This window comes from Pedobacter sp. MC2016-15 (genome assembly GCF_026239695.1).
GTDB lineage: Bacteria > Bacteroidota > Bacteroidia > Sphingobacteriales > Sphingobacteriaceae > Pedobacter.
Window position 1 is genome coordinate 297735 of record NZ_JAPIVS010000001.1, and the last position, 23401, is coordinate 321135.

Consider the following 23401-nt stretch of genomic DNA (forward strand, 5'->3'; position numbering starts at 1 on the left):
GACTCCGCCCTCTGACCACCAGCCCTAAAGCCGGGCGCGGCAAGTTTCCATAGCTCTTCAACCAATTTCCACTTAACCTACGTACAAATGTATACATTATTTACTTCAATAATCGGAGGTGACAGATCCTGTATTGCCCATAAGCTTCTGCGTATAATGAAGATAACAATACTCCTTTTAACCATTTTGATGGTACAGGTTCATGCCTCCGGACGAGCTCAGACGATCAGCATCCGGGCAGAGAATATGCCATTGAAAGAATTTCTTGTCCAGCTTCAGAAAGTCAGCGGTTACAGCTTCATCAGCAGCTCTGATGTGCTCAATTCTGCCAAAAATGTGAGCCTCAACGCAAAAAATGCGACCATAGAAACCGTATTCAAACAGTGTTTTACCGCGAATGGAATCAAATACACCATCAACGAAGCCGAAAACACAGTAGTACTTAGTAAAGCACCAGCTCCTCCGGCCATCAAGGCCGAAACCATACGCGGAACTGTCTCCGATCAAAAAGGCGTCCCCCTTCCCGGCGTGGCAGTCAGGGTCAAGGGTACCAATACCACAACTATCACCAACGGATCCGGTGAGTTTACGATCAGCGTGGCCGACAATCAGGCTATCCTCGTGTTCTCCCTTGTGGGATACGAAAGCCAGGAGAGCAAAATCCTCAGCGCATCCATGAAGATCGTTCTGATGGAAAGCGACACCAGACTCGATGAAGTGGTTGTGGTGGGTTATGGTACCCAGAAACGGGCCGACCTCACTGCTCCTATTTCCTCCATGTCTGCAAAAGCGATAGAAGAACGCGGTCTGCAGCGTGTAGATCAGGCACTGGTGGGACAACTTGCCGGCGTCAATGTCAAGCAGACTACCGGATTACCCGGGAAGGGTTTCAGCATACAGGTGCGTGGTTCGGGCTCCATCTCCGCGAATACCGAACCGCTGTACGTGATCGATGGCTTCCCCCTTGGGCAGTCCTCCTCAGATGTTTCCGGTGGTTTCTCCGGCGGGAATGCCCTTGATAATATCAATCCCGATGATATCGAATCGATTGAAGTCCTGAAAGATGCCGCCGCTGCAGCCATCTACGGATCCCGCGGATCCAACGGCGTTGTGCTCATCACTACAAAAAAAGGAAAGGCCGGTAAAACGAAGATCCAGTTTTCATCTTCAGTAAGTGCCACAAACATTACCCGCAAAGTAGACATGCTCAATGGAGATGAGTGGATCGACCGCGCCAAAGAGATGATCAATGCTGCCTATGTAGCTGCCTATGGTTCCCGGGGTGCTACTGCGAACGACAACGAAGCCCGCAGGATTTCCATTATCGGTACCCGCAACGTTGCCTATGTGCCGGATCCCCGCTGGGCTATTCCTGGTCGCCCGGGATTGCAGGAGATCGACTGGCAGGATGAGATTTTCCGCACCGGTCTCGGCCAGAACCACCAGGTTTCTGCAAGCGGTGGCACCAATAGTGTCAACTACTTCGTCTCCGTGAATAACATCGATCAGGAAGGTATCGTGAAAAACACCAGCAGCAAGATCTACTCTGCGAGAGCCAATGTAGAAGCCAATATCGGTCAGAAGCTGAAGCTCGGTGTGAACCTATCTCCAAGTTATTCCATCCTGCAGGATCCGGGTGTGGAAGGGAAAGATGTGATCTTCCATGTGGCCCTCAGCATGCCCCCGATCCAGGAGGATACCGTCGGCCTCAATGCCAATGCATTCCGCAACAATGCCTACAATTATTCCGTAGCTCTGAACAGCCCCGTAGCTAAACTGCTTAATCAGGTAGGAAGAACTAAAAGGTTCAGAACCATTGCTTCAACTTACGCCATGTATACCATCGCCGAGGGCTTAACTTTCAAGACGTCCATCAACGTCGACAATTCTCAGAGTAATATCTCCAGGTACATTCCGTATACAGTAACGGGATTGGTAACGGTCAGAGATGCGCAAACGACAGTCAACACTTCAGGCTCCTACCTCACCAATAACTACCTGTCCTTCGTCAATGAAAACACATTGAACTATTCCAAAGTCTTTGCGAAAAAGCATTCCCTGAACCTGTTGCTCGGGCAATCGTACAACAACTTCTACAGCGATAACTCCACGATGAGCTCTGTGGGCGGATACACCAATGCCACCATCCAGACCCTCAATTACGCCGCCGGGGTCAGAGGCGCTACCGGTGCCACCAAAAACGTCCTGCTCTCCTATTTCAGTCGCGCGCAATACAGCTTCAAAAGTAAGTATCTGCTGAGTGCAAGTATCCGTACCGACGGTTCTTCGAGATTTGGAGCGAATAACAAGTACGGACTTTTCCCTGCAGGATCTATCGGCTGGAGAATCTCTGAAGAAGCTTTCATGAAGCAGATCCCTGTCATCAGCGACCTCAAGCTGAGGGCTACCTATGGAGTTACCGGAAACAATAGTATCGGTGATTTCGGATCGATTCCAACTACGGCATCTTACGGTTATGTACTGGGGGCGTCACAGGGAGCAGTGATCGGGCAGGCGCCAAACAGGGTGTCCAATCCGGATCTGAAGTGGGAGAAATCTACGACGAAAGGTGTGGGTCTCGACTTCGGTATCATGAAAAACCGGATTACGGGTTCCTTCGATTATTACAACCGACTCACATCGGATCTGCTGCTGAATGTTGCTATCCCTCAGGTGACGGGCTTTCAGGCCTATCTGAGCAATGCCGGGTCTGTGAGGAATAAGGGGCTGGAGCTGGAACTGTCGAGCCGGAACCTGACAGGTGCTTTCAAATGGACGACGAACCTGCAGGCCAGTTACAACGCCAATAATGTGGTTTCACTGGCAAACGGGCAGTCGCAGTTGCTGGTACCCTCGGTTTATACTCCTGTGGGAAATACCATCCTGAGAGTCGGCGAAGCACTGAACAGTATTTTTGTGGTAAAAAAGATTGGCCACCTGACACAGGAAGATATCACAAATAAGGTGGCGCTGTATGGTGCCCAGACTGTCGGGGATGCGAAATATGAGGATTTCGACCGCAATGGAGTGATCGATGCGAACGACCGCCAGATTGTGGGACATCCCAATCCGGATTACACATGGGGCATCACGAATACTTTCAATTATAAGGGCTTCGACCTGCGGGTGCTGGTGCAGGGACAAAACGGAGGAAAAATCTACTCGATCCTCGGCAGGGGGATCTCGCAGACAGGGCTCGCTTACATCTACAATGCCTCCGGCGATTACCGCAACCGCTGGCGTTCTCCGGAAAATCCTGGTGATGGTGTGCGGGGAAAAGCATATTCAACTTATGGAAACATCGTGAATACCGACTGGCTGTACTCCTCGGATTACTGGAGGATCAGGAACATCACACTGGGTTACGACCTCAAGCAGATCCTGACGATCAAAAGTGTGGCGGCTGCGCGGGTGTTTGTGTCTGCGGAAAACTACTTCGGACATGATAAATATTACGGGGGTGCGAATCCTGAATCAGCGAATACCGACCTCAGTGGTAACGGGAATTACCCGCAGTCGGGCGACTATGGTGGTTTGCCGCTGCCGAAGATGCTCACATTTGGTTTGAACTTTTCATTTTAAACTATCAAACATGAAAAAGATATTATACTTATTATTGATATTATCAACGATGGCTTCCTGCAAGAAAGAACTGACCATCGAGCCGCTTTCTACAGGTACTACGGAAACGTTTTACAGGACACAGGAGGATTTTATACAGGGTTCAAATGCGATATATAACAGCTTGCGCAGTTATCCCGACCGGTTGATCAACTTATCAGAAACTCGGTCTGATAACTTATATGCGATCTCTGTGCTAGGGACTCAGTTATATGATCCTATCAATGCGTTCAGGACGGACGCGGTGAGTAATACCTATGTAAATGCAGCATGGAACGACAATTACAATGCGATTTACCGGGCGAATATTTTCCTGGATCAGCTCGACCAGAAGGGTGATGTGGTGGGTGCTGCGCTCAGGGAAAGGTTGAGGGCTGAAGCGAGGTTCCTCCGCGCGTTTTACTATTTTGATCTGGTACGTTATTTCGGGAAGCTGCCCGTGGTGACACGTCCGGTGACGGCGCTTGAAGCTGTGGAGATCCCGAGGAGTCCGGTGGCAGATGTGTACAAGGTGATTATTGAAGATCTGCAGTATGCCATTCCGATCCTGCCGGCTACCTACCCTGCGACCAATATCGGAAGGGCTACCAAATATGCAGCGGAAAGTTTACTGGCGATGGTATATATGGCGCGGTCGGGCGCGACCTACGGGATTGAAGGACCAGGAATGGGTTTAAACGAGTATAACCTCGCCTTGCCCCTGCTGAATGATGTGATCAACAGTGGTCAGTTTGCTTTGGGTACTACCTATGCGGGAATATTTTCTTACGCAACACAAAATCCGGGCGTAAACAGGGAAGCGATTTTTGATGTAATGCATACTTCGGGATTAAACCCGGTACTGGGTGCTTCCTTTGTGTCGCTGCCGGTTCCGGATGCGTATTTTACTTCGGTGTTGGTGAAACCTGCGCAGTTGGGTGGCAGTGGCAGACCTACCTCCTACGATCTCTACAATTCTTATGAGGATGCAGACACGCGCAAGTCATTTAGCTACATCCTGTACTTTACGCAGCTCGGTATCCCAGGCAACAGGCCTTTCCTGAAGAAATATCTGGACGTGACGAAGGTGCCGGCAGTGATCACCGACTGGGGGATTAACTTTATGGCGATCCGCTATACGGATGTGCTGATGCTGAAAGCGGAATGTATTTTACGGGGTGCTCCGGGTGCACAGTCGGACGTAGACCTCATCTACAATCAGGTGCGGACGAGATCGGGCGCCAGCACTGCAAGTAACGTGACTCTGGCGCAGCTTTATGCAGAGCGAAGACGCGAATTCTCGGGTGAAGGATCGAGGTGGTTCGACCTCCAGCGTAGTGGAAATCTGGTGACGACGATGAACCAGTGGATTGCTGCTAATGACGATTTAAAACAAATTCAGCCGGTAATTGCGAACTGGATTATCTATCCGATCCCTCAGGCGCAGCTGGATGCGAAACCGGGGCTTTATTCTCAAAATCCTGGTTATTAATGATTTTTGAAATCTAAATTGTAAGTTTGGATGCCATTTATGGCGTCTAACCAAATATACTGCGCTAATGAAAAGATTTTTTACACAAGTCCGAAAGGCTGAATTATGTCGTGGCTGGAAGGGACTTCAGGTTCTTGTTGTCATGAGTTTATTTTCAAATAGTTTGTTTGCCCAGCCTGCCGATGTTAGTCCTGCCTTGCCAGGATCAATGACTGGAGGCAGCGAGCAGAACTTTGCTTCACCAGGATCAGCTACACAGCATTCGGAGCTGTATCAGGGTACCTCTGGTGCTACGGAGATTAATCCAGCTCTGCTGAAGAAAGCCTGGCCGGCGAAATGGATCACCTGCCCTGATGTCAATCAGCGCGCCTATGGCATTTATCATTTCAGAAAAAAGATAACACTGGCGACCAAGCCTGATAAATTCCTGCTGCATATCAGTGCCGACAACCGCTACCGCTTTTTTGTTAACGGTAAGCCGGTATGCTTCGGACCTGCCCGCGGAGATTTTTATAACTGGTATTATGAAAGTATAGATGTATCAAAGTATCTCAAAGCTGGTGAGAACACCCTTGCCGCGGTAGTTTGGAACATGGCAGAGCTCGCTTCTGTAGCGCAGTTCTCCAATCAGACGGCATTTGTGGTGCAGGGTGATGGAGAAAAGGAGAAGATCGCCAATACTGATAAAAGCTGGAAAGTCTATCAAAATACGTCTTATCATCCTGTATCATTAGATAATATGGAACGCCTGCAGTCTTATATGGTCATTGGTCCTGGCGACTATGTAAAGGCTTCAAAATATCCCTGGAATTGGGAGAAACCTGCATACAATGATCTTCAGTGGAAAGCTGCAGAGCCAATCACCAGTCCTGAGCCTATGGGATCAGGAACAGATAACCGCTGGACGATGGTGCCACGCAGCATTCCCCTGATGCCGGAAAACCTGCAGCGTTTTGATAAAATACGGAGGTCGACCGCCGCGCTGGGTCAGTCAGATATTCTTCAGGGCAAGAAAGCGCTGGTTATCCCTGCAGGGAAAAAGGTAAGTATCTTACTGGATCAGGGTTTCAATACTGTTGCTTATCCTGAGATTATACTGAGTCAGGGTAAGGGCGCGAAAGTGAAACTGACCTACGCGGAGACGCTGTTTAAAAATGGTGTAAAGGGCAACCGGGACGAAGTTGAGGGGAAAACGCTGATCGGCAACTATGATATCTTTGAGATGGATGGATCTTCACAGCGCTTGTTCAGGCCGCTGTGGCAGCGTACGTACCGCTATCTACAGCTGGATATTACTACCGCGGGGCAGTCGCTCACTATCAATGATATCTATGGAATGGCTACGGGTTATCCTTTTGAAGAAAATGCCAGTTTTACGAGCAACGACCCTTCTCTAAAGGCCATCTGGAATGTGGGATGGCGGACTGCAAAACTCTGCGCCGGAGAAACATATTACGACTGCCCTTACTATGAACAGCTTCAGTACGAAGGTGATACACGTATTCAGGCGCTGATTTCGTTATACGTCAGCGGAGACGACCGCCTGATGCGCAAGGCGATCAATGATTTTTATAACTCCCGTGTTCCGGAAGGGCTTACCCAGGGGAGATATCCGAGCAACCGCATCCAGGTGATCCCTCCTTTTTCGCTGTACTGGATATCAATGCTGCATGATTACATGATGCTGAAAAATGATAATGTATTTCTGAAAAAGTATATGATCGGTGTGGATGGGATTTTAAACTGGTATAAAAATCAGATCGATACAGAAAAAAACATGCTGGGACCTATGGAATGGTGGCACTTTACGGATTGGAGTAAGGGCTTCACGGGCATGGGTGTGCCTCCCGGTGCCGAAGATGGGAACTCGTCGATCCTGAGTCTCCAATATGCGTATACCCTGAAGCAGGCCGCAGATTTGTACAAACATTTCGGTCAGCAGGGCAAGGCCGATGAATGTACGGAGCTGGCGAAGTCGATCGGAAAAGGGACGCTCAAACACTGCTACGACCCTGCGCGGGGATTGGTGGCGGATAGTCCGGAAAAGACTTCCTTCAGTCAGCATGCCAATATCATGGCGGTGTTATCAGACGCGATTGATCCTGAAGAAGCGCCGAAACTGATGTCTGAAGTATTAAAAGATAATACTTTGATACAGGCAACTTTCTACTACCGCTTTTACCTGAATCAGGCACTCAAACATGCAGATATGGGGAATCTATATTATGGCAGGCTCGACCCATGGCGGGATATGCTGAAAGCAGGTCTGACGACTTTCGCAGAGAACCCGGATCCGAGCCGCTCCGATTGCCATGCCTGGAGTGCGAGTCCGAACTATGATTTTCTGGCGACGATTTGTGGTATTACTCCGCTTACCGCGGGTTTTGAAACGGTACAGGTGAAGCCGGAACTCGGTGAATTGACAGAGGTTTCTGGCAGGATGCCTTCACCAAAAGGGGAAATTGCTGTTTCTGTGAGTAAGTCTAATCGTAAGGATGCGGATATTACTGTGAAGCTGCCTGCAGAAATGAAGGGTGAGCTGATTTGGGGAGGTAAGAAGATTCCGCTGAATGCAGGAGAGAATCACTTTAATTTGTAGGTTTTCAGAGATAGCTGAGGTGGTTTCAGTTTCATCAAAATATAGCGGCTCCGACCTTAACGGAGCCGCTATATTTTAATTTTAGTAGCTAATTCCAAAACTCTAGTCACTACCTCCGCTTCCTCAATCGCTTTGCGAAACTCAGCGACACTGGAGTAACTTAGCTGAGGCAGCATTCTACTTTCGTAACGAAGTTTAAAGGTTCTTTCTTCGAAGGGCCAGGGATCTACTATGAGGATACCCTCCTGCTCCCACATCGTGTAAGCTATTCCCCCGGGGCCGGTACTGATCTCTATTTTCCGTTGTTCTGGTGGTACTTTGTTCTGGCAGAGCAACAATGACATCGCATCGCAGAACTGCAATAAGGCATATCCACGACTCACTTCAGATTTGCTGCTATCTGCAATCTTCAACCACCTCTTCTCTTTTATTTTCAGCGATGCGATAAACTGTTTAGCTTTTGAGTCGGCACCATGAACAAACTGGATGTGTTGCGATACCAGCAGCGCAACATAAGCACTCTTCGTCTCCGCCATTCCCATCAAGCGCTCAGCATATGCTTTACGAAAGCTCGTGGCTTCATAATGTACCGGTCCTCCGTTCTCATTTAACAGATCGTCGTTTTCAAACTCATTGTACACATCATCATGTTCCGCTGTCGCGATTAAGGTCTCAATCCAGCGCTCCGGCTGATCATCCTTCCGCCACTGCGCACAGATTTGCGCCGCCAGCAGTCCGTGCGAACGCTGCGTGATGATTTCCCAGCCTGATGGTGCATAGTTTACGATCATTAGATAGCTTCTAGATTTTCAAATATAAAGCACAACTATGTGTAAAATGTTTCGGCTCTTAACATTTACTTTTCGGATTTACACATATATACTATTATTTCTATCTAAGAGAAACATTAGATTTGTTTAAAGAAAAAATGAAAGGAGTAATTATGGCAGTAAATAAAAGATTAACAGTGCAAAACAGCCGTTCTGAATTAAGTAAAAATACTATGAGCTATGCAGATGCACCCTTTGTGAAGAAAAAACTAACGATCGCAAAAGAGATATTAAAAGACGTCAAACTTCCCGATCACTGGTTAACAAAATAGCACAATTATGCCTGAAACTAAAAAAGCAATATTCACCCATAGCAAAACTGGGGAAGTAAAAATAATGACAAGTTATGCAGATGCATCCTTTGTCAAGAAAAAACTAGCGATCGCAAAAGAAATATTAAAAGACGTCAAACTTCCCGATCACTGGTTAACAAAATAACATCGTCAAGCCTGCAACCACAGGCATGCGCAAAAAAAAAAGCTGCACATCTTTCGACGTGCAGCTTCCTTCATAGGTATTAAAATTCTTTTAGAACCTGTAAGAAACATTACCGGCAACAGTACGTGGCTGCATAGGCTCCAGCGTACTCCATCCTTTGTAGTATTCTTTATCAGTTAGGTTATTTAGTTTCACACCAAAAGTAAACTGTCCAACGCCATAATAAGCCGAAGCATTAAAGATCGTATAAGATGGCAGGATAAACTGGCCTACAGTAGCATCGTTCACGATGATGTTTTTGCCTGAGTAGTTACCGCCGAAACCAAAACCTAATCCTTTTACAGACCCAGTAGTGATTTTGTAACCAATCCATAAGTTAGCCAGATCTTCCGGACCAGCACTCAGTGGCCTTCTGCCTTCAACATTGGCTAAGGCATTCGTCAGGCGGCTTTTGTTTTTCGAGTAACCTGCGATGATGTTCAGACCGTCAACAGGGTTTGCAGTAATCTGCGCTTCGAAACCTCGGCTGTACTGATCACCACCCTGGCTGTACTGATTAGGGCCAGTTGATAAAACGATGTTGGAGACCTTGATATCGTAGTAACTTAATGAACCCGATAACTTACCATCAAACAAGTCTGATTTAATACCACCTTCAATCTGGTTGGCATGCTCAGGATCGAAAGTAGTGATCACGTTTGCACCATTCACATTCGCGTTTACAGGAGCTACGTTTTTGAAGCCATTCATGTAATTACCAAAAACTGAAAGCTGCTCAGGTAAGATCTGGTAAACCAAACCAAATTTCGGAGAGAAAGCTGTCTGACCATATCTCGAAGCTGCCGGTGTGCTTAAACCACTGTTCTGAAAGCGGTCGACACGGATGCTGGCCATCGCAGATAATTCTGGTGTCAGGTTGATTACATCTGAGATGTAGGCACTGTATATCTCGCGCGAAGTTCTGGTGCTACCACCGTAACCTGCAACTGCAATGGCAGTATCTATACGTTGTTTCGACAAGTTTTCCGCTGCATTAACCAATGGATTTACAGCACCCACGAGTGCATAGTTAGAACTGTTGTTGATTGAAGTGAGGTTCAGGTAATCTAAACCAGCCACAACGCGGTTTCTCAGGTTTCCGATTTTGAAATCGCCGATGAAGTTCTGTTGTAGGTCGGTCGACTCAGTTGTAGAGTTCTGGTCAGTAATGTACCTGCTGAAGATACCGTTTCCTGAAACACCACGTGCTGCTGTACCTGTGCCAACAACCTGCACACCTTCAAACAAATAGCTGTAATAACCATCAGATTTCGCCGCACCGCGTGAAACAATTGTCTGCGACCGCCATTGATCAGACAGCAAAATATTCATTTGCGCCTGGATGGTAGTCACCGGGTTTTTCATGCTCAGGTCGTTCGTAGTATATGATTTCCTGTTGTTGTAGCCTAAAGCTGCAAGCGTCGTGGATTTCAGAGGATAACTTCTGTTGAAGAATAACATCGTTGGGTTCGTACCTTCAGACGCTAAAAACTGCGCATTGAACAAGAATGAAACCCTGTCGTTCAGCTGATAAGCCAATGAAGGCGCAAAGAATCTCGATTTTCTGAAACCTGCATCCTGGAAACTACTTTCATCGTGATAAGCAGCATTCATTCTGAACAGCACTTTGTGCGCTGAATCAAGCGGTGTATTTACATCGGCTGTGATACGGTTTAATCCGTAACTTCCAGCAGTGTATCCCACTTCTACAGCAGTTTTTTCGAATGGCTGTTTAGTTACTGTGTTGATTACACCACCATATGAAACTACCGTAGAGCCGAATAAAGTTCCTGAAGGGCCTTTTAGTACCTCGATGCGCTCCACGTTAGAAACATCCAGACTTCCATTCGTTAATCCCGGAAGACCGTTCACTAAAGTTGGCTGTACGGCAAATCCTCTCAGTGTGAAGTAACCCGCACCATCACTGGCCCTTCCCGAAGCAGACCAAAGTTTGTCCAGTCCCGGAGCATTCTTTAAAGCGTCATCGTAATTTGTGATCACCTGATCCTGCATCAATTCCTTGGTGATCACAGAATAAACCTGAGGGTTCTCCAAATTCTTTAGCGGCATCTTAGATACGAAATCACTTTCTTTAGAGAAGTATTTGTTCTTTTTGCCATGGCTGATTACCACTTCCTGCAGCTGCTGGTTTGAAGCCTGAAGCATCAGATCCAGGTCTGCAGTTTCACCGGCTACAACATTCACTACTGAAGAAACAGGCTGCAGGCCTACTAATCTGGCTGTAACCGTATGAGAACCTGCCGGGATATTTTTAAGCGTGTAGTTACCTTTTTTGTCGGCCGTCGTATTCGAAACACCTTTGATTGAAACTTCAACATCTTCTGCTGAAACACCATCAGATGTACGCACCCGTCCGGTAATTGTACCCGTATTGTTTTGTGCGAACGATGCTACACTCAACAGTGTGAACAGCAGCATCAGGCAACAATTTTTGTAGATTTTATCCATATTAATTATTATTTAGAATGATTAAAGGCTACAAACATAGAACAACAATGTTACAATGCAAGGGTACTTATCTTTAATGATTATAAATAAGACATTAACATGACAATAGCACTGAAAGTAAATTTTCATTACCTCAGTGCTATCAAAATAAGTAAAACGTATTAAATTATTTAGAAACTTGTTTTTACACCTTCGAAGCCTGCAAACTTGTTTCCGATTCTGACTTCGTCAAAATATACCACCCGATTGGTCGTGGTCGACTTGCTGACACCTGCCCAGTCCCACTTATAGATACCCAATTTGATATATGGGAAAGCAACGTCATTGTAACGGTTCGCCTTTTGCTGGCGATTGTAGACCAGCTTTTTATTTTGCCAGATTTCCAGCACACCGGTATTGTCATACGCCCATTTTGCATGGATCACATAGTCCACCCATACATCTTTAGCTACAGCACCAAGGTCCTGTCTTTCAAAGGTGAAGTCGTCCTGTTTGTTCACCTTATTGGCATTCGTTCTGATGTCCAGGATCATACGGTCCTTCATCACCCCCAGCATTACCGGCGGACTGCGCCAGTCTTCACCCTGGGAGAAGTCGGGCAGCGAATGAAACTGCACTAAACTTTCCGGAGAAACGTCGTACGAAAAGGAGGCAGGAATATAAATGGAGAAGCCATACCAGGATTCTGAAGGAGTAGTTTTAGGATCAACCGCCAGCTCGGTACGTTTATCTTCACCTTTTCTCAGTTCAAAACGAACCGATTTACCACTCTTCTTCACTACATCAGATAGTGTAGCAGAATAGGGATAATAAGTACTTTTCTCAAACCAGTTACCCAGTCCATTGTCAAAGTTATAATAATTGATGACAGAACTATCTCTAACTGGCGCAGCGGCGGATGAAGAATTTTCCGGAGCCGTTGGCGTAGTTGTTTGTTCAAGACTATCCTTCTGGCAGCCCATGAATAAAAACGCGGAAATGAGAGTGATGACCAAAAGAATTTGAGATTGGGGATTACGGAGCTTTTTCATAACGATCTGATTGGTAGTCAAATCTACTACAATAAAACTGTAATCCAATAAACAAAAGGATTATTTTACACAAATAGGGGAATTAATTACACATCTATACCCGGTACCTGATAATTTTCGCTGGCACACCTCCTACAATTGCATAGGCAGGAACATCTTTTGTCACCACTGCACCCGCACCTACAATAGCGCCCTTCTCGATATTAATACCCGGCATTATCACCACATTACGGCCAATCCATACGTCATCTTTAATCACTACAGGACGTACTCCGGTAGATCCCTGCTGGATGATTGGCACATCGATTGTGTCGAAATTGTGCGTTACGGCCAGAATAGCGACGTTTTGAGCGATCAAAACATAATTCCCGATAATGGCCGACTGGATATAAACGTCCTCATTTACCTGGCAATGGTGCCCGATTTCGATAATATCCCGCTGTCCGAATTTGAAGCCCGGCTGCACTTTGGTATGATCCCCGATCTTCATCAATCCACGCAATACTCTTATCCGCAGTGAATTAAAAAACATCCCCATTGGAAAGTAAGTCGCCGGAAGATGACGGACAAAGCAGTAATAGAGCATGAGTAAAAGCTTCTTCTTCATAGTTTTAGGTTCTGATTTACGACAATTCTTATTTCTGCTGCAAAGTCTCCTTGTAGAGATGAAAGATCCTTTCAGAAACCTTACGTGAGTTCAGCCCCATCTCAATCAGCTTCTCCCTGCCGTTACTCAGCCTCGCTGATGCGGGAAGGTTCATGATCTTCACCACCGGCTCCAGGAAGTCCCTGAAATCGAGATTGTTAACCACAGTAGAATTAGCCACCCCTGCAAGCAAATCATCCACATCACCCACATTTGTGGAGATGATTGGCCTGTTGCAAGCCATAGCCTCTTTTATAATCTGGGGACTTCCTTCCACAGTTGAGGTCATCAGTAACAGATCGATCTTTCCTAATCCCGCTATCACTTCCTCCCTGGTCAGGTTATGGAATTCAATGATATCAATAGTAGATGCTTTTCGCAGTTCTGTTATAATCTGCATGAACAGCGGATGATTCTTCTCCGGCCGTGCTTTATTCCCCGGGAAGCCAATGGTAAAATGAGGAGCACGTTTAGGCTCAGCAGAATTACTGAATAGTTCCAGATCTGTACCGCAGGGAAGCTTCACCAGCTTATCTTTATATTGATCCAACAGGCTGATCATTGTATCATTTAATACAATTACCTTCTGCACCCTCTTTACAATAGCCATCGTCAGATTCTTCTGCATCAGGTGGTTGATATATCCTTTCTTCTGAAACAGCTCTCCGCTGTGCAGCGTCACAATCACAGGCACTTTAGGTGTATAAAACAAAAGAAATAGCCCTGAAATACCATAATGAATGTGAATCAGGTCATAGTTTCCCTGTTCTATCTTTTTACGCAGGGCGAAGATGCTTTTGAAATAGTTGAGTTTGCTCTCGCGGCCATTGATAAAATACACATCATTCTCCACTCCTTCATCCTTCCGTAACGCATCGATTTGTTCTTTCACATGAATGCCAAAATAGATATAGTCTGGCACCGGGTACATATTGGTAATAAATAATACTTTCATAACAGCGTTAATAATGAGATTTAGATAGCGTTTATATTATACTTTTTTTGAGACATCGGCATCGGTCAGGCGGCAATACATCTTCATGGCCTGCTCATATACCGGCGGACTGAAATTAAAAATCCTGTAAGCGTACTCATGTTTTTTTCTGAGCACCCCACTTTTTGCAAATGCAGCGTAATCCCTGAGGTTGGAGACGACCAGCCTGTAATCTTCCAGATAGGCATCTTTCCCGGATAAGATCAGCAGGTTCAGTAGGGAGATATGGGTGATAAAATCGAACTCACGCGCCAAGCCATTTAACTCAGGCAATTCCTCCTTACAGGCAGCCACAATCTTTTGCGAAAGCGCGATGGTATCCATCCATTTCACACTGAACTTGCTCATGCTGACAGAATTATCACGGATGATATAATTGTATAGGAGTTGATCATCAAATACACTCTTCCGGGCTTTCATAAATACCAGGAAGTTATAATAGATATCCTCATTGATTCTGCCTTCAAATTTTGCACTCTTCGCCAGCTCAGCTTTGTATATCTTATCATATACACTGCGCAGGAACTTCTTTTTCAACAGCGCTGACACCCCTTCGGCACGATCGTAAACAGTCGTATTGCCTGTCCCGTAATAAACCTCCACCTTATCAGGAAAAAACTTCTGCACACCGCAGACCGAAATATCAGCCTCATGTTTCTTTGCATTCCGCATAAGGATCTCGTACATATCTGGCTCCAGTGTATCGTCACAATCCACAAAACCGATATAGGCACCCCTTGCGTGGTTCAGTCCTTTGTTCCTGGCCGAAGACACCCCTCCGTTCTGCTGATGGAAGACCCTCACCCTGCTATCAACATTCGCATAGTAGTCACATTTCTTCCCGCTGTCATCTGTTGAGCCATCATTGACCAGGATAAGCTCCAGGTCGGTGTACGACTGGTTCAGGATGGACATAATAGAAGAATCAATATACAATTCTTTGTTATAAACCGGGACAATAACAGAAAGAGAAGCCATGTATGAGCGTTTTAAAAGGGATATCAAATTGGTTTATAAAATTATAATTACATGCTACCATTAAACTGCAGATTTTCTTTGGGGCCATTCTCGAAATGCCCCCTGATCTTTGTAAACAGGTACACCATTGCCGGAATCATGACCAGCAGGAAAAAGCAGGCAAACACGATCAATGCATCAAATGCCTGTGAAGCAAATTGATAACATAAGATAAATGCAGCCGCGGCAACATAGAATGCCACTGCACTTTGTATCGTGTTGATCTTCATTCTGATCAGCAGGATGTTCTGTGAGATGTGGAAGATCGTAAAGGAAATAAAGATGGAATAGTTAAGAACTGAAAGTGAAGAGAAGAAATGCAGACCGATCAAAGAGCAAGTCAGGTTGATCACCAGCGCCATAAAGTTGAGCAGCATATCCATCTTTTCCAGTTTCATCGCCACCAAAAGATTGGCCTGCAGAAAAACCGTAGGGAATACAATCAGCGTCAGGAACATCTCTTTCATGCAATTGCCCGCCGTCAGAAACTTATCCCCAAAAATCAGGGTGATCAGGATATCTGAGAAGGAATACATAAAAGCATAGGAGAAAATCACAAAGAGGCCAAAACCCATGGAAATCACACTATACAATGATCTTATCTTTTCATAGTCGTTCGCCGCTATCAGCTTCACAAAACGCGGATAAATTGTAGTCGAGGCCACAATACACAACATCGTAAAGATGGAGAAGATCTTATAGGAAATCTCGTAATTGGCGACATCCGCTGCCGTCAAATATTTCGAGATAATGATCGTCGCGCTGCGCCAGAACAAGATTGAGGAGCCGACGATCAGGATAAATTTCCAGTTCATCAGCACATTCTTTTGCAAGTCTGCCCATGAAATTTTGAACAGCCACAGTTTCTTCAGACTGATGCTTCCCCCGGAACCGATCTGGATAAACACCCCTACTGTCAGGAGCCTGATCACGACGAGAACTATAGAAAGATAAGCTAATGATATCGGAAGAACAAACAAGAGACACCCCGCGATGAGTCTCAGTAAACCTTCTACCGCCATGATAATCGCCGTCTTTCTTTGTTCAGACTGCGCGATATTCAGGTGTTTCAAAGCATAAATGATATTATCAAAAATGATGTTAGTCCCCAGTATCAGCGTCAGCATCCTGATCTGCTGGTCTTCATAAATCACAAAAGCCAGCGCGATATTGATCGCATAAAAAACAATACCCAGAAAGCCCTGTACCTTGATGAAGCGGTACACCAAAGTATCGCGGTCATCTGTTTCATGACCATATTCGCGGATAAACCAGAGCCCCAGGCCCATTGAAGAGAATCCCACGATCAGCTGATAAATCGTGTTTGCAATCAGGAAATGCGAAAACTCAGTAATCGAGTACTGCCGTGACAGGATCACAAAAAACGCACTCAGGAACAGCGTCTGAAATAAGGTTGATACTATCCCCCAAAGACTGTTACTCACCAGACCGGACCGTCCAAAGATATTTTTCGGACTAAATTGACTCTTCATATGTTTGTGTGCTACGGGTATTTTGTACGATTAATAAGGTCAGCAAAGTGATCACTACAATCAGTATCCTCCGGTCGTTTAAGGAATAAGCAGAGATAAACGTGACCAGAAAACCCAGGATTGAAGCAATGAACAAGAAGACCACCGGACTGTTCTCGCCGGAAAGATATTTTTTGATACTATTCAGTACCGGATGAAGTATAAAAAGACAAGTTATGATAAAACCAGTGAGCCCCAGTTCCGTCAGGAGCATCCAGTACCCACTCTCCGGCTGACCATATCCGAAAAACACGATTTCATTGCTCTCGTTCAGCATGTAATTGGTAGAGAAATCCATATTATACCATTTATAGTTGCCGAAGCCCACGCCCAGCCAGGTATTGTGCTGAAAGATCACAGCAGCCTCATCCCAGATTGCCGCCCGGAACAAGTAATCCTCATTGAGCGTATCCACCCTGTTAAAGATCGTCAGCGACTCCGATAGCGATAAAAACGCAAATACCCCCAGTCCGGCGATACTCATCATCAAAAACTTGTACTGCGAGTCAAATATGAAAAACAGCAATGCCATACCAACGGCGATCCCCAGCAAGGCAGAGCGCCCACCAGTTAAAAGCAAGGCTGTCACCATCAGGAAAAACAAGCCATAGTTTCTCCAGTCAGGACGGCGGATATTTGAGACATTCAGCAGAAACAGGAAACAGATCATCACCAGGTACTGCCCATACATCTGCGGATCCTGGAAGAAACCCGGATAGCGGATCACACCTTCCAAAGCCGTGTTCCGGTTCAGGGAGGGATAAAACGTAAATTTCAGACCCATCAGCAGCTGGGCCGCCAGAAAAACCACAGAGAAAATCGCCACAACCTTCAGCACGCGAATCACCTTCAGCTGAAACTGCCTGTTATCCAGACATTCAGTGATCAGAGATTTGGTGTAAATGAATACCGGAAAGATCGACAACATAGAAAAGAGTGAACTTTTCACATACCTGGAATGCAGACTGCCAAACAACACGGCGAGTACAAAAAAACCAAAAAGCCAGTAGTACAAATTAAAGCCTTCCCGCCGTTTGATCAGTACCACTTCAGCAAAAGTAAAAGGCAAACTCAGGTAACACACCACTTCAAACACCCTGAGCCTTCCCCATTCCACCGGTGTCACTGCCAGATCCATCACCGGAAAAAGATAAAGCACATAAATCAGGAAATCCCTTTTTCTGTCCTTACTCAATACCATCAGCACCGCAAAAAGCGAGACAGCAGCCAGTGAAAGTAAGTGATCGATTTTCATGTTTAAGAGATGATAGGGCTAGATAATATCTTTGGCAATCAGTTGGGTAAATAATATGGCTCCCTCATTATTCAGATGCCCCTGATCCCAGAAAAAATTGCTGTGCTGAACAAAATGTTCATCATTTGAATAATTGTAAAAAGGAATCTTATTCTTTTCTGCGATTTCCTTTATCATTTTTGTCGAACTGTTTTCAGGCAGTAACTTCAGATAGGGAGAAATCGTAATGTATAATTTGATATTGTGCGACTGACATTCTTTGATAAAAGAGTGATAAACCGCGAGCTTATTCGGATCAATCTTCATGATCTTTTCCGGCTCCGGACTATCAAGATCTCCTTTAAATTCTCCAAATAAAGGCAGATAACCGTTGTGTTCCACAAACCTGTTTTTTGATAAGCTACTGTTGCCACTGGCGATGGAGATCAGTAAAGAGTTAAAAGGATAGATCTGCGACTTCATCTTGAACTGCTCGAAAGGCCCCCGCAGGGAAGTCACAAAGTCCAGACCCGCGTGATCCCTGCAATACGGCAGCAACTCCGAAAGGCGGTCGTACGACTCCGTTTTCTGATACAACTCATCACTGAGCAGATCCAGCACGATCACCTTTGGCGTATACCGCTCCAGCACACATTTCAGAATTGCATAATGATAAAATATCGACTGCCCGTCTTTACCAGAATTATAAAAAGGCATCTTGTTTATTGACGTCAGAGAATCGGTCACAAAATGGTGGCTTGCCCTGGAGGAGCCCATAATAAGACCTTCCGCATGCGTACCTTCAATGGCATAGGTGATGCGCGAAAGCACCCCGTATTTTTGTGAGAAATAAGCTTTACGCAGGATATTCCCGAAAAGCAGGTCCATCGCCACGAGCAAAATAAGGAACGCGACTACCCTTAACCATACAAATCGCTGCATTAACAATGAAAAAACAAAAGGCTTAGCTGGAGATGATACAACGTTGTCCATGATCTTAAAATTGAAAATAAATAAACTGTCCGCCGTCAAACACCCCCAGCAGCAGGATCAGAATAATCGCCACTGCGTAAGAAGTATAACGTGCAAATCTGTAACTGCTCGTAAATAGATTAATCTTACCCCATTTGAATTCGTTAACACTCTCCATTAATAGCAACAGCATCACCGAAAGCAAAGTATAAATCAGCATCGAAGGGTTATCATACCATAACTTCCCGTTCAGATGAATGATCTTTTTAAGTATCAAAGTAGCATGATCAAGGCCATCAGCCCTGAAGAAGATCCATGCCAGACAGGCCATAAAGAAAGTACTGATCCGCTGGTAGACCGCATAACCTGAGCTTTCCATATTGATCTTCAGAACTCCGCAGATCTGTTTAATTGGCTTCGCGAGCAATTTCCCGGCGATCAGATACACCCCGTTGATACCGCCCCAGATAATGAATGTCCAGCTTGCACCGTGCCACAGACCACTCACTAAAAACACGATCATGATATTGAGGTAAGCCCTGGGAATGGCGACCCGGTTACCCCCCATGGGGATATACAGATAATCTGTGAACCAGCTGGAGAGCGAAATATGCCAGCGCCGCCAGAACTCTGCCATGGTCCTGGAGAAATATGGCCTCCTGAAATTCGTCATCAGATCAAATCCCATCACCCTTGCCGCTCCGATTGCAATTTCTGAGTATGCCGAAAAGTCGCAATAGATTTGGAAAGCAAACAGCATCGTCGCGAAAAGCAGGGTAACCCCCGAATGATTTTCTGCATTGCCGTATACCGTATTCACATAAATCGCGAGCCGGTCGGCAATGATCAACTTCTTGAAAAAGCCCAGCAGCATCAGCTTCAGACCGTCCACCATTCTGGAGAAATCAAAGCTCTTTTTCTCATGAAACTGGTGCAGGATGTTTTGCGGACGCTCGATCGGACCCGCAACCAGCTGGGGATAAAACATCACATATAAAGCATAGATCCCAAAATGCCGCTCCGCCTTCTGGTTACCACGATATACTTCGATGGTATAACTCATTGCCTGGAAAGTATGAAATGATAGTCCGATAGGCAGAATGATATGTGTCAGGATCGAGAAGTTCGTACCGATCACATTGTTCAGATGCGTATTGATAAAGTTATTATAACTGATAATATATTGAGATAACCAGAGTTCATTCAGCATCGGCAGATGTACAGAAAGAAGGCTGTTGATATTAAAAATGATAAAATCATAATATTTGAACAGGCATAAAAAGCCAATGTTCCCGATCAGACTCAGGATCAGGCACCATTTGCGCCTGCTGCCAGATGATTTTTCAATATAGATCCCGGCGACATAGTCGATCACAATCGTAATCAGCAGGATGAGCACATAGATCGGCAGGAAAGTCATGTAAAAGATAAAACTCGCCAGCAGCAGATGCACCCAGCGTATCCGATGCGGCAACAGGAAAAAGAGCAGCGTAACTACCGGAAAATAAATCAGAAATTCAAAGGAATTGAAGAGCATATGAATTTATAGGTTATTAGGATCGCGAACTTTTATAATACGGGCCGGCACCCCCACAACAGTACAGTTGTCGGGCACATCTTTCACCACGACTGCATTGGCACCAACGATTACATTATTTCCAACTACCACATTACCAATGATCTTCGCCCCTGCGTAGACCGTTACATTGTCCTTCAGCGTCGGCCGGTCGGTCTTATTGGAAAAACCAATCGTCACCTGCTGATTGATCCAGCAATTGCTGCCGACAGAATGCGCATTGATGATTGTGCTGAAACCATGTTGTATGAACAAACCCGGGCCTATTTCCGGAGTATTGATAAATAACGTCGACATACCCGGACAAAGGAAACTGATGAAATGTTTGAGGCGACCGGCACGGTAATAAAATAAGTTTCTGAACTCAGGAAAGAAGGCCATGAGGTAGACAAAACCCGATGCGGCATCCTGATTCTGTTTTTCAATCACCTCCAGCCAGCGGATCACATCAGCATTCATCAGATGCTTGTTTTTATGCGTTAAGAACAAGAGCACATGAGGAAAACACCTGATGAAAGTTAGAAGGACGATTATTCGTTTCAAGATCCGCGTTGATTAATAAATTGATATGTTAAAATCTGTCTGACAGATTACTGAATACTGATAACTTTTTCTGCTCGGTATAATCATAAGAGTGATCATAATCATATCCATAACCATACTTGGATCGCTGTATACCATTAAACACCAGGCTCATATTTTTGAGCTGGCCCTGCATGTGCAGTTCTTTGATAAACCTCACCTCTTCCCTTCCGGTAACTCCCTGCCTTACGACATACAATGTCACATCTGCGAATTGTGAAAGCACCAGCGCATCAGGCAGCAAATGCAAAGGCGGACTATCAATGATGATATCATCGTATACTTCCGTCAGTTGACTGATCAGTTCCTGCAAACGCGGGCTCTCCAGCAGCTCTGCAGAATTCCTGATCGCACTGCCACTGGTGATTACATCCAGGTTTGTTTCCAGTCCGATGGTCTGTACGATATCTACCAGACGCAGCGAGCCTTCCAGGAAATCACTGACACCGGCATGTGTTGGAGAGATATTGATGATCTCAGCGATCTTTGGCTTCCTCATATCCATTTCCACAATCACCGTTTTTCTGCCCGTCATCGCCACAGACCCTGCGAGGTTGCTACTCAGGAAACTCTTACCTTCATTCGGAACACTGGAAGTGATCAGAGTTACTCTTCCCCTCGACTTATTTCCATACAGCATCCCCAGCTTGATGCGCAAAGCCCTCAGGTGGTCGATAATCGGACTTAAACGGTAGCCGTTGATCATTACGCTGTCTTTCGCCTCAGCGTAAGGTAGCTCTGCCAGAACCGGGATACCGAATACGGCCTTCATCTGTTGTAAATCCGTCAGCGTAGGCTTCAAGGTGCCCCTGCCAAAAAGAATCCCTGCCGGAATCAGTAGTCCGAGCAGCAATGCAGCTGCAAAGGCCAGTGGTTTTTGCGGGATCTTTGCAGGACCAGAAAAAGGCTGATCAATTACCTGACTGCCAGCCAGCGTAGAAGTATAACTTACTGCTACTTCTTCTCTCTTTTGTAAAAGGTAAGTGTACAGATTTTCCTTGATCGCCTGTTGTCTTTTGATACTGATATACTGACGTTCCTGTGTAGGAATATTTTTGATAGTCGACTGATAACCTGAGCCAAAGGACTGCATCTTTGAAGCCGTAGCCTGCAGACTTGCTTTGATATTTCTGATATTATCTTTCAGAGCCATGCTCGTTGCCGCAATCTGCCTGTTGAGGGGTTCAAAATCAGGATTCGTTTCCGGCGTGGTGGCCAGCATGCGTTCGCGTTGCAGCTGCAAGTCTGATAACTTTTCTGTCAGACTGCTCAGTGAAGGATCCACAATACCCATTGTCGCCGGTACCTTGTTATAATTTCTCGGCGCTTTCACAAAACGTTCGATACCCTCTATTGCACTCAGCTGTACACGAATCTCATTTAGCCGCGCGTCATTTGCCTGCATATTTTCCAGGCCAATCTTCGATTCAGAACTGAGGTCGGTCACCCCGCTGCTCACCCTGAAAGTTTCAATCCCTTTCTCCGCATCTGTCAGTTCCGTCGTCAGCGAGGCCAGTCTTTCGTTCAGGAAGTCCAGCGTGCGTTTGCTTTCCACATCTTTTGATATCTTTCCTGCCAGCTGGTAATTGATAATCAGCCTGCCCAGAACATCTTCGCCCCTTTCGGCTATCGGATCTTTCAATGATAAGGAAATGATATTTGCCAGTTTGTTTGGCATCGTTACTTCTACAGCTTCCTGATAGTACAGCGCCAGTTTATTGGGATCTTTGAATGCGATACGTAGAGATTCATGTCCCGCAGGAGATACACCAACCTTCGGTTTCAGCATCAGAATTCCAAATTCTGTGGTGAGGGCACTATTGAAAACCCCTTTTTGTACAGAGCCATCCTCTTTAGTCAGCGTAAAAGCGTCCTTATTGAGCAACTGAATATCCAGATGTCCTTCAGGGTTACCTTTAACTGTTTTCAGCATCTCCACTGTGAAGGGAGCTGATGTATACAGATCTTCATAAAAAAAGTGATCCTTCTGTTGTAACACCACCCACAACTGGAGGTCGCGCACCACCTGCGTCATCAGCGTTTTCGACTGCAGCACAGCCATTTCATTTTCAATGATCGTTGAAGAATTTGATAAGTCGATCTCCTTCAGTGCAGAATGCCTGTCGGTATTCTTTTTTTCGTCACTGATGCCCAGGGTAGCTTTTACTTCATGCACCGGTTTGCTCAGCTTCACATAACCCACAAAAAACAGCACGGCAATGAGCAAGCCGATCAACACCAGCGGCCAGTGGTACAAAAAATTGGTAAAGAAACCACGAAGATCTGTCGTCTGTGCTTTTTCTGTTACCGGAACAGCAGGGATTGAGAAAGAAGTTAATCTGGTATCCAT

At 45.7% G+C, this 23401-nt stretch carries 17 protein-coding genes; 5 read left to right on the forward strand and 12 right to left on the reverse strand.

Going from position 1 to position 23401, the window contains the following annotated elements; genetic code table 11:
- Positions 1–156 precede the first annotated feature (156 nt).
- From OQY15_RS01375 to OQY15_RS01385, 3 genes are all read left to right on the forward strand, one after another.
- Positions 157–3582, forward strand: a complete 3426-nt coding sequence (locus OQY15_RS01375) for a TonB-dependent receptor (protein WP_265786817.1) — start codon at positions 157–159, stop codon at positions 3580–3582.
- Positions 3583–3592: 10 nt separating this feature from the next.
- On the forward strand, positions 3593–5092 hold the full coding sequence (locus tag OQY15_RS01380; protein ID WP_265786819.1) for a RagB/SusD family nutrient uptake outer membrane protein: 1500 nt from the start codon (positions 3593–3595) through the stop codon (positions 5090–5092).
- 67 nt (positions 5093–5159) lie between these two features.
- Positions 5160–7691 carry an alpha-L-rhamnosidase N-terminal domain-containing protein gene (locus OQY15_RS01385; protein ID WP_265786821.1) on the forward strand — a complete coding sequence of 844 codons (2532 nt, stop codon included), beginning with the start codon at positions 5160–5162 and terminating at the stop codon, positions 7689–7691.
- Positions 7692–7759: 68 nt separating this feature from the next.
- Here OQY15_RS01385 and OQY15_RS01390 read toward each other — a convergent pair whose 3' ends face one another.
- Positions 7760–8482: a DUF3891 family protein gene (locus OQY15_RS01390; protein ID WP_265786823.1), complete on the reverse strand. Its 723-nt coding sequence runs from the start codon at positions 8480–8482 to the stop codon at positions 7760–7762.
- A 137-nt stretch (positions 8483–8619) separates the two neighbouring features.
- On the opposite strand from OQY15_RS01390, the gene OQY15_RS01395 reads away from it, so the two are divergent.
- Entirely contained in the window at positions 8620–8793 is a 174-nt protein-coding gene (locus OQY15_RS01395; protein WP_265786825.1) for a hypothetical protein, read from the forward strand.
- 7 nt (positions 8794–8800) lie between these two features.
- The gene (locus OQY15_RS01400) at positions 8801–8959 is read left to right on the forward strand and encodes a hypothetical protein (RefSeq protein WP_265786827.1); all 159 of its coding nucleotides are present in this window, start codon (positions 8801–8803) and stop codon (positions 8957–8959) included.
- A gap of 90 nt (positions 8960–9049) precedes the next feature.
- On the opposite strand, the gene OQY15_RS01405 is transcribed toward OQY15_RS01400, so the two are convergent.
- The 11 genes from OQY15_RS01405 to OQY15_RS01455 form a co-directional block, all read right to left on the reverse strand.
- Positions 9050–11467, reverse strand: coding sequence for a TonB-dependent receptor (locus OQY15_RS01405; protein WP_265786829.1), 2418 nt, complete (start codon positions 11465–11467; stop codon positions 9050–9052).
- A 170-nt stretch (positions 11468–11637) separates the two neighbouring features.
- Positions 11638–12498 (reverse strand): polysaccharide lyase, encoded by an 861-nt coding sequence (locus tag OQY15_RS01410; RefSeq protein ID WP_265786831.1) that lies wholly within the window; start codon positions 12496–12498, stop codon positions 11638–11640.
- 94 nt (positions 12499–12592) lie between these two features.
- Entirely contained in the window at positions 12593–13105 is a 513-nt protein-coding gene (locus tag OQY15_RS01415) for an acyltransferase (protein WP_265786833.1), read from the reverse strand.
- Between the two features lie 28 nt (positions 13106–13133).
- A complete protein-coding gene (locus tag OQY15_RS01420; RefSeq protein WP_265786835.1) occupies positions 13134–14099 on the reverse strand; it encodes a glycosyltransferase family 4 protein in 966 nt (321 codons plus the stop codon).
- Positions 14100–14135: 36 nt separating this feature from the next.
- Positions 14136–15116 carry a glycosyltransferase gene (locus OQY15_RS01425; protein WP_265786837.1) on the reverse strand — a complete coding sequence of 327 codons (981 nt, stop codon included), beginning with the start codon at positions 15114–15116 and terminating at the stop codon, positions 14136–14138.
- A 47-nt stretch (positions 15117–15163) separates the two neighbouring features.
- Entirely contained in the window at positions 15164–16648 is a 1485-nt protein-coding gene (locus OQY15_RS01430; RefSeq protein WP_265786839.1) for an oligosaccharide flippase family protein, read from the reverse strand.
- Positions 16632–17942 (reverse strand): O-antigen ligase family protein, encoded by a 1311-nt coding sequence (locus OQY15_RS01435; RefSeq protein WP_265786841.1) that lies wholly within the window; start codon positions 17940–17942, stop codon positions 16632–16634. Before OQY15_RS01435 ends, OQY15_RS01430 begins: the two co-directional genes overlap by 17 nt.
- 18 nt (positions 17943–17960) lie before the next feature.
- A complete protein-coding gene (locus OQY15_RS01440) occupies positions 17961–18914 on the reverse strand; it encodes a hypothetical protein (protein ID WP_265786843.1) in 954 nt (317 codons plus the stop codon).
- A gap of 4 nt (positions 18915–18918) precedes the next feature.
- Positions 18919–20430, reverse strand: a complete 1512-nt coding sequence (locus OQY15_RS01445; protein ID WP_265786845.1) for an MBOAT family O-acyltransferase — start codon at positions 20428–20430, stop codon at positions 18919–18921.
- 6 nt (positions 20431–20436) lie between these two features.
- The gene (locus OQY15_RS01450; protein WP_265786847.1) at positions 20437–21012 is read right to left on the reverse strand and encodes a hypothetical protein; all 576 of its coding nucleotides are present in this window, start codon (positions 21010–21012) and stop codon (positions 20437–20439) included.
- Between the two features lie 28 nt (positions 21013–21040).
- A complete protein-coding gene (locus tag OQY15_RS01455; RefSeq protein WP_265786849.1) occupies positions 21041–23401 on the reverse strand; it encodes a tyrosine-protein kinase family protein in 2361 nt (786 codons plus the stop codon).

What these genes read in the sequence shown, in the direction of transcription:
- OQY15_RS01375 (WP_265786817.1), top strand. Translation starts at nt 157, where the DNA reads ATGAAGATAACAATACTCCTTTTAACCATTTTGATGGTACAGGTTCAT.
- OQY15_RS01380 (WP_265786819.1), top strand. Translation starts at nt 3,593, where the DNA reads ATGAAAAAGATATTATACTTATTATTGATATTATCAACGATGGCTTCC.
- OQY15_RS01385 (WP_265786821.1), top strand. Translation starts at nt 5,160, where the DNA reads ATGAAAAGATTTTTTACACAAGTCCGAAAGGCTGAATTATGTCGTGGC.
- OQY15_RS01390 (WP_265786823.1), bottom strand. Translation starts at nt 8,482, where the DNA reads ATGATCGTAAACTATGCACCATCAGGCTGGGAAATCATCACGCAGCGT.
- OQY15_RS01395 (WP_265786825.1), top strand. Translation starts at nt 8,620, where the DNA reads ATGAAAGGAGTAATTATGGCAGTAAATAAAAGATTAACAGTGCAAAAC.
- OQY15_RS01400 (WP_265786827.1), top strand. Translation starts at nt 8,801, where the DNA reads ATGCCTGAAACTAAAAAAGCAATATTCACCCATAGCAAAACTGGGGAA.
- OQY15_RS01405 (WP_265786829.1), bottom strand. Translation starts at nt 11,467, where the DNA reads ATGGATAAAATCTACAAAAATTGTTGCCTGATGCTGCTGTTCACACTG.
- OQY15_RS01410 (WP_265786831.1), bottom strand. Translation starts at nt 12,498, where the DNA reads ATGAAAAAGCTCCGTAATCCCCAATCTCAAATTCTTTTGGTCATCACT.
- OQY15_RS01415 (WP_265786833.1), bottom strand. Translation starts at nt 13,105, where the DNA reads ATGAAGAAGAAGCTTTTACTCATGCTCTATTACTGCTTTGTCCGTCAT.
- OQY15_RS01420 (WP_265786835.1), bottom strand. Translation starts at nt 14,099, where the DNA reads ATGAAAGTATTATTTATTACCAATATGTACCCGGTGCCAGACTATATC.
- OQY15_RS01425 (WP_265786837.1), bottom strand. Translation starts at nt 15,116, where the DNA reads ATGGCTTCTCTTTCTGTTATTGTCCCGGTTTATAACAAAGAATTGTAT.
- OQY15_RS01430 (WP_265786839.1), bottom strand. Translation starts at nt 16,648, where the DNA reads ATGAAGAGTCAATTTAGTCCGAAAAATATCTTTGGACGGTCCGGTCTG.
- OQY15_RS01435 (WP_265786841.1), bottom strand. Translation starts at nt 17,942, where the DNA reads ATGAAAATCGATCACTTACTTTCACTGGCTGCTGTCTCGCTTTTTGCG.
- OQY15_RS01440 (WP_265786843.1), bottom strand. Translation starts at nt 18,914, where the DNA reads ATGGACAACGTTGTATCATCTCCAGCTAAGCCTTTTGTTTTTTCATTG.
- OQY15_RS01445 (WP_265786845.1), bottom strand. Translation starts at nt 20,430, where the DNA reads ATGCTCTTCAATTCCTTTGAATTTCTGATTTATTTTCCGGTAGTTACG.
- OQY15_RS01455 (WP_265786849.1), bottom strand. Translation starts at nt 23,401, where the DNA reads ATGGATACCAGATTAACTTCTTTCTCAATCCCTGCTGTTCCGGTAACA.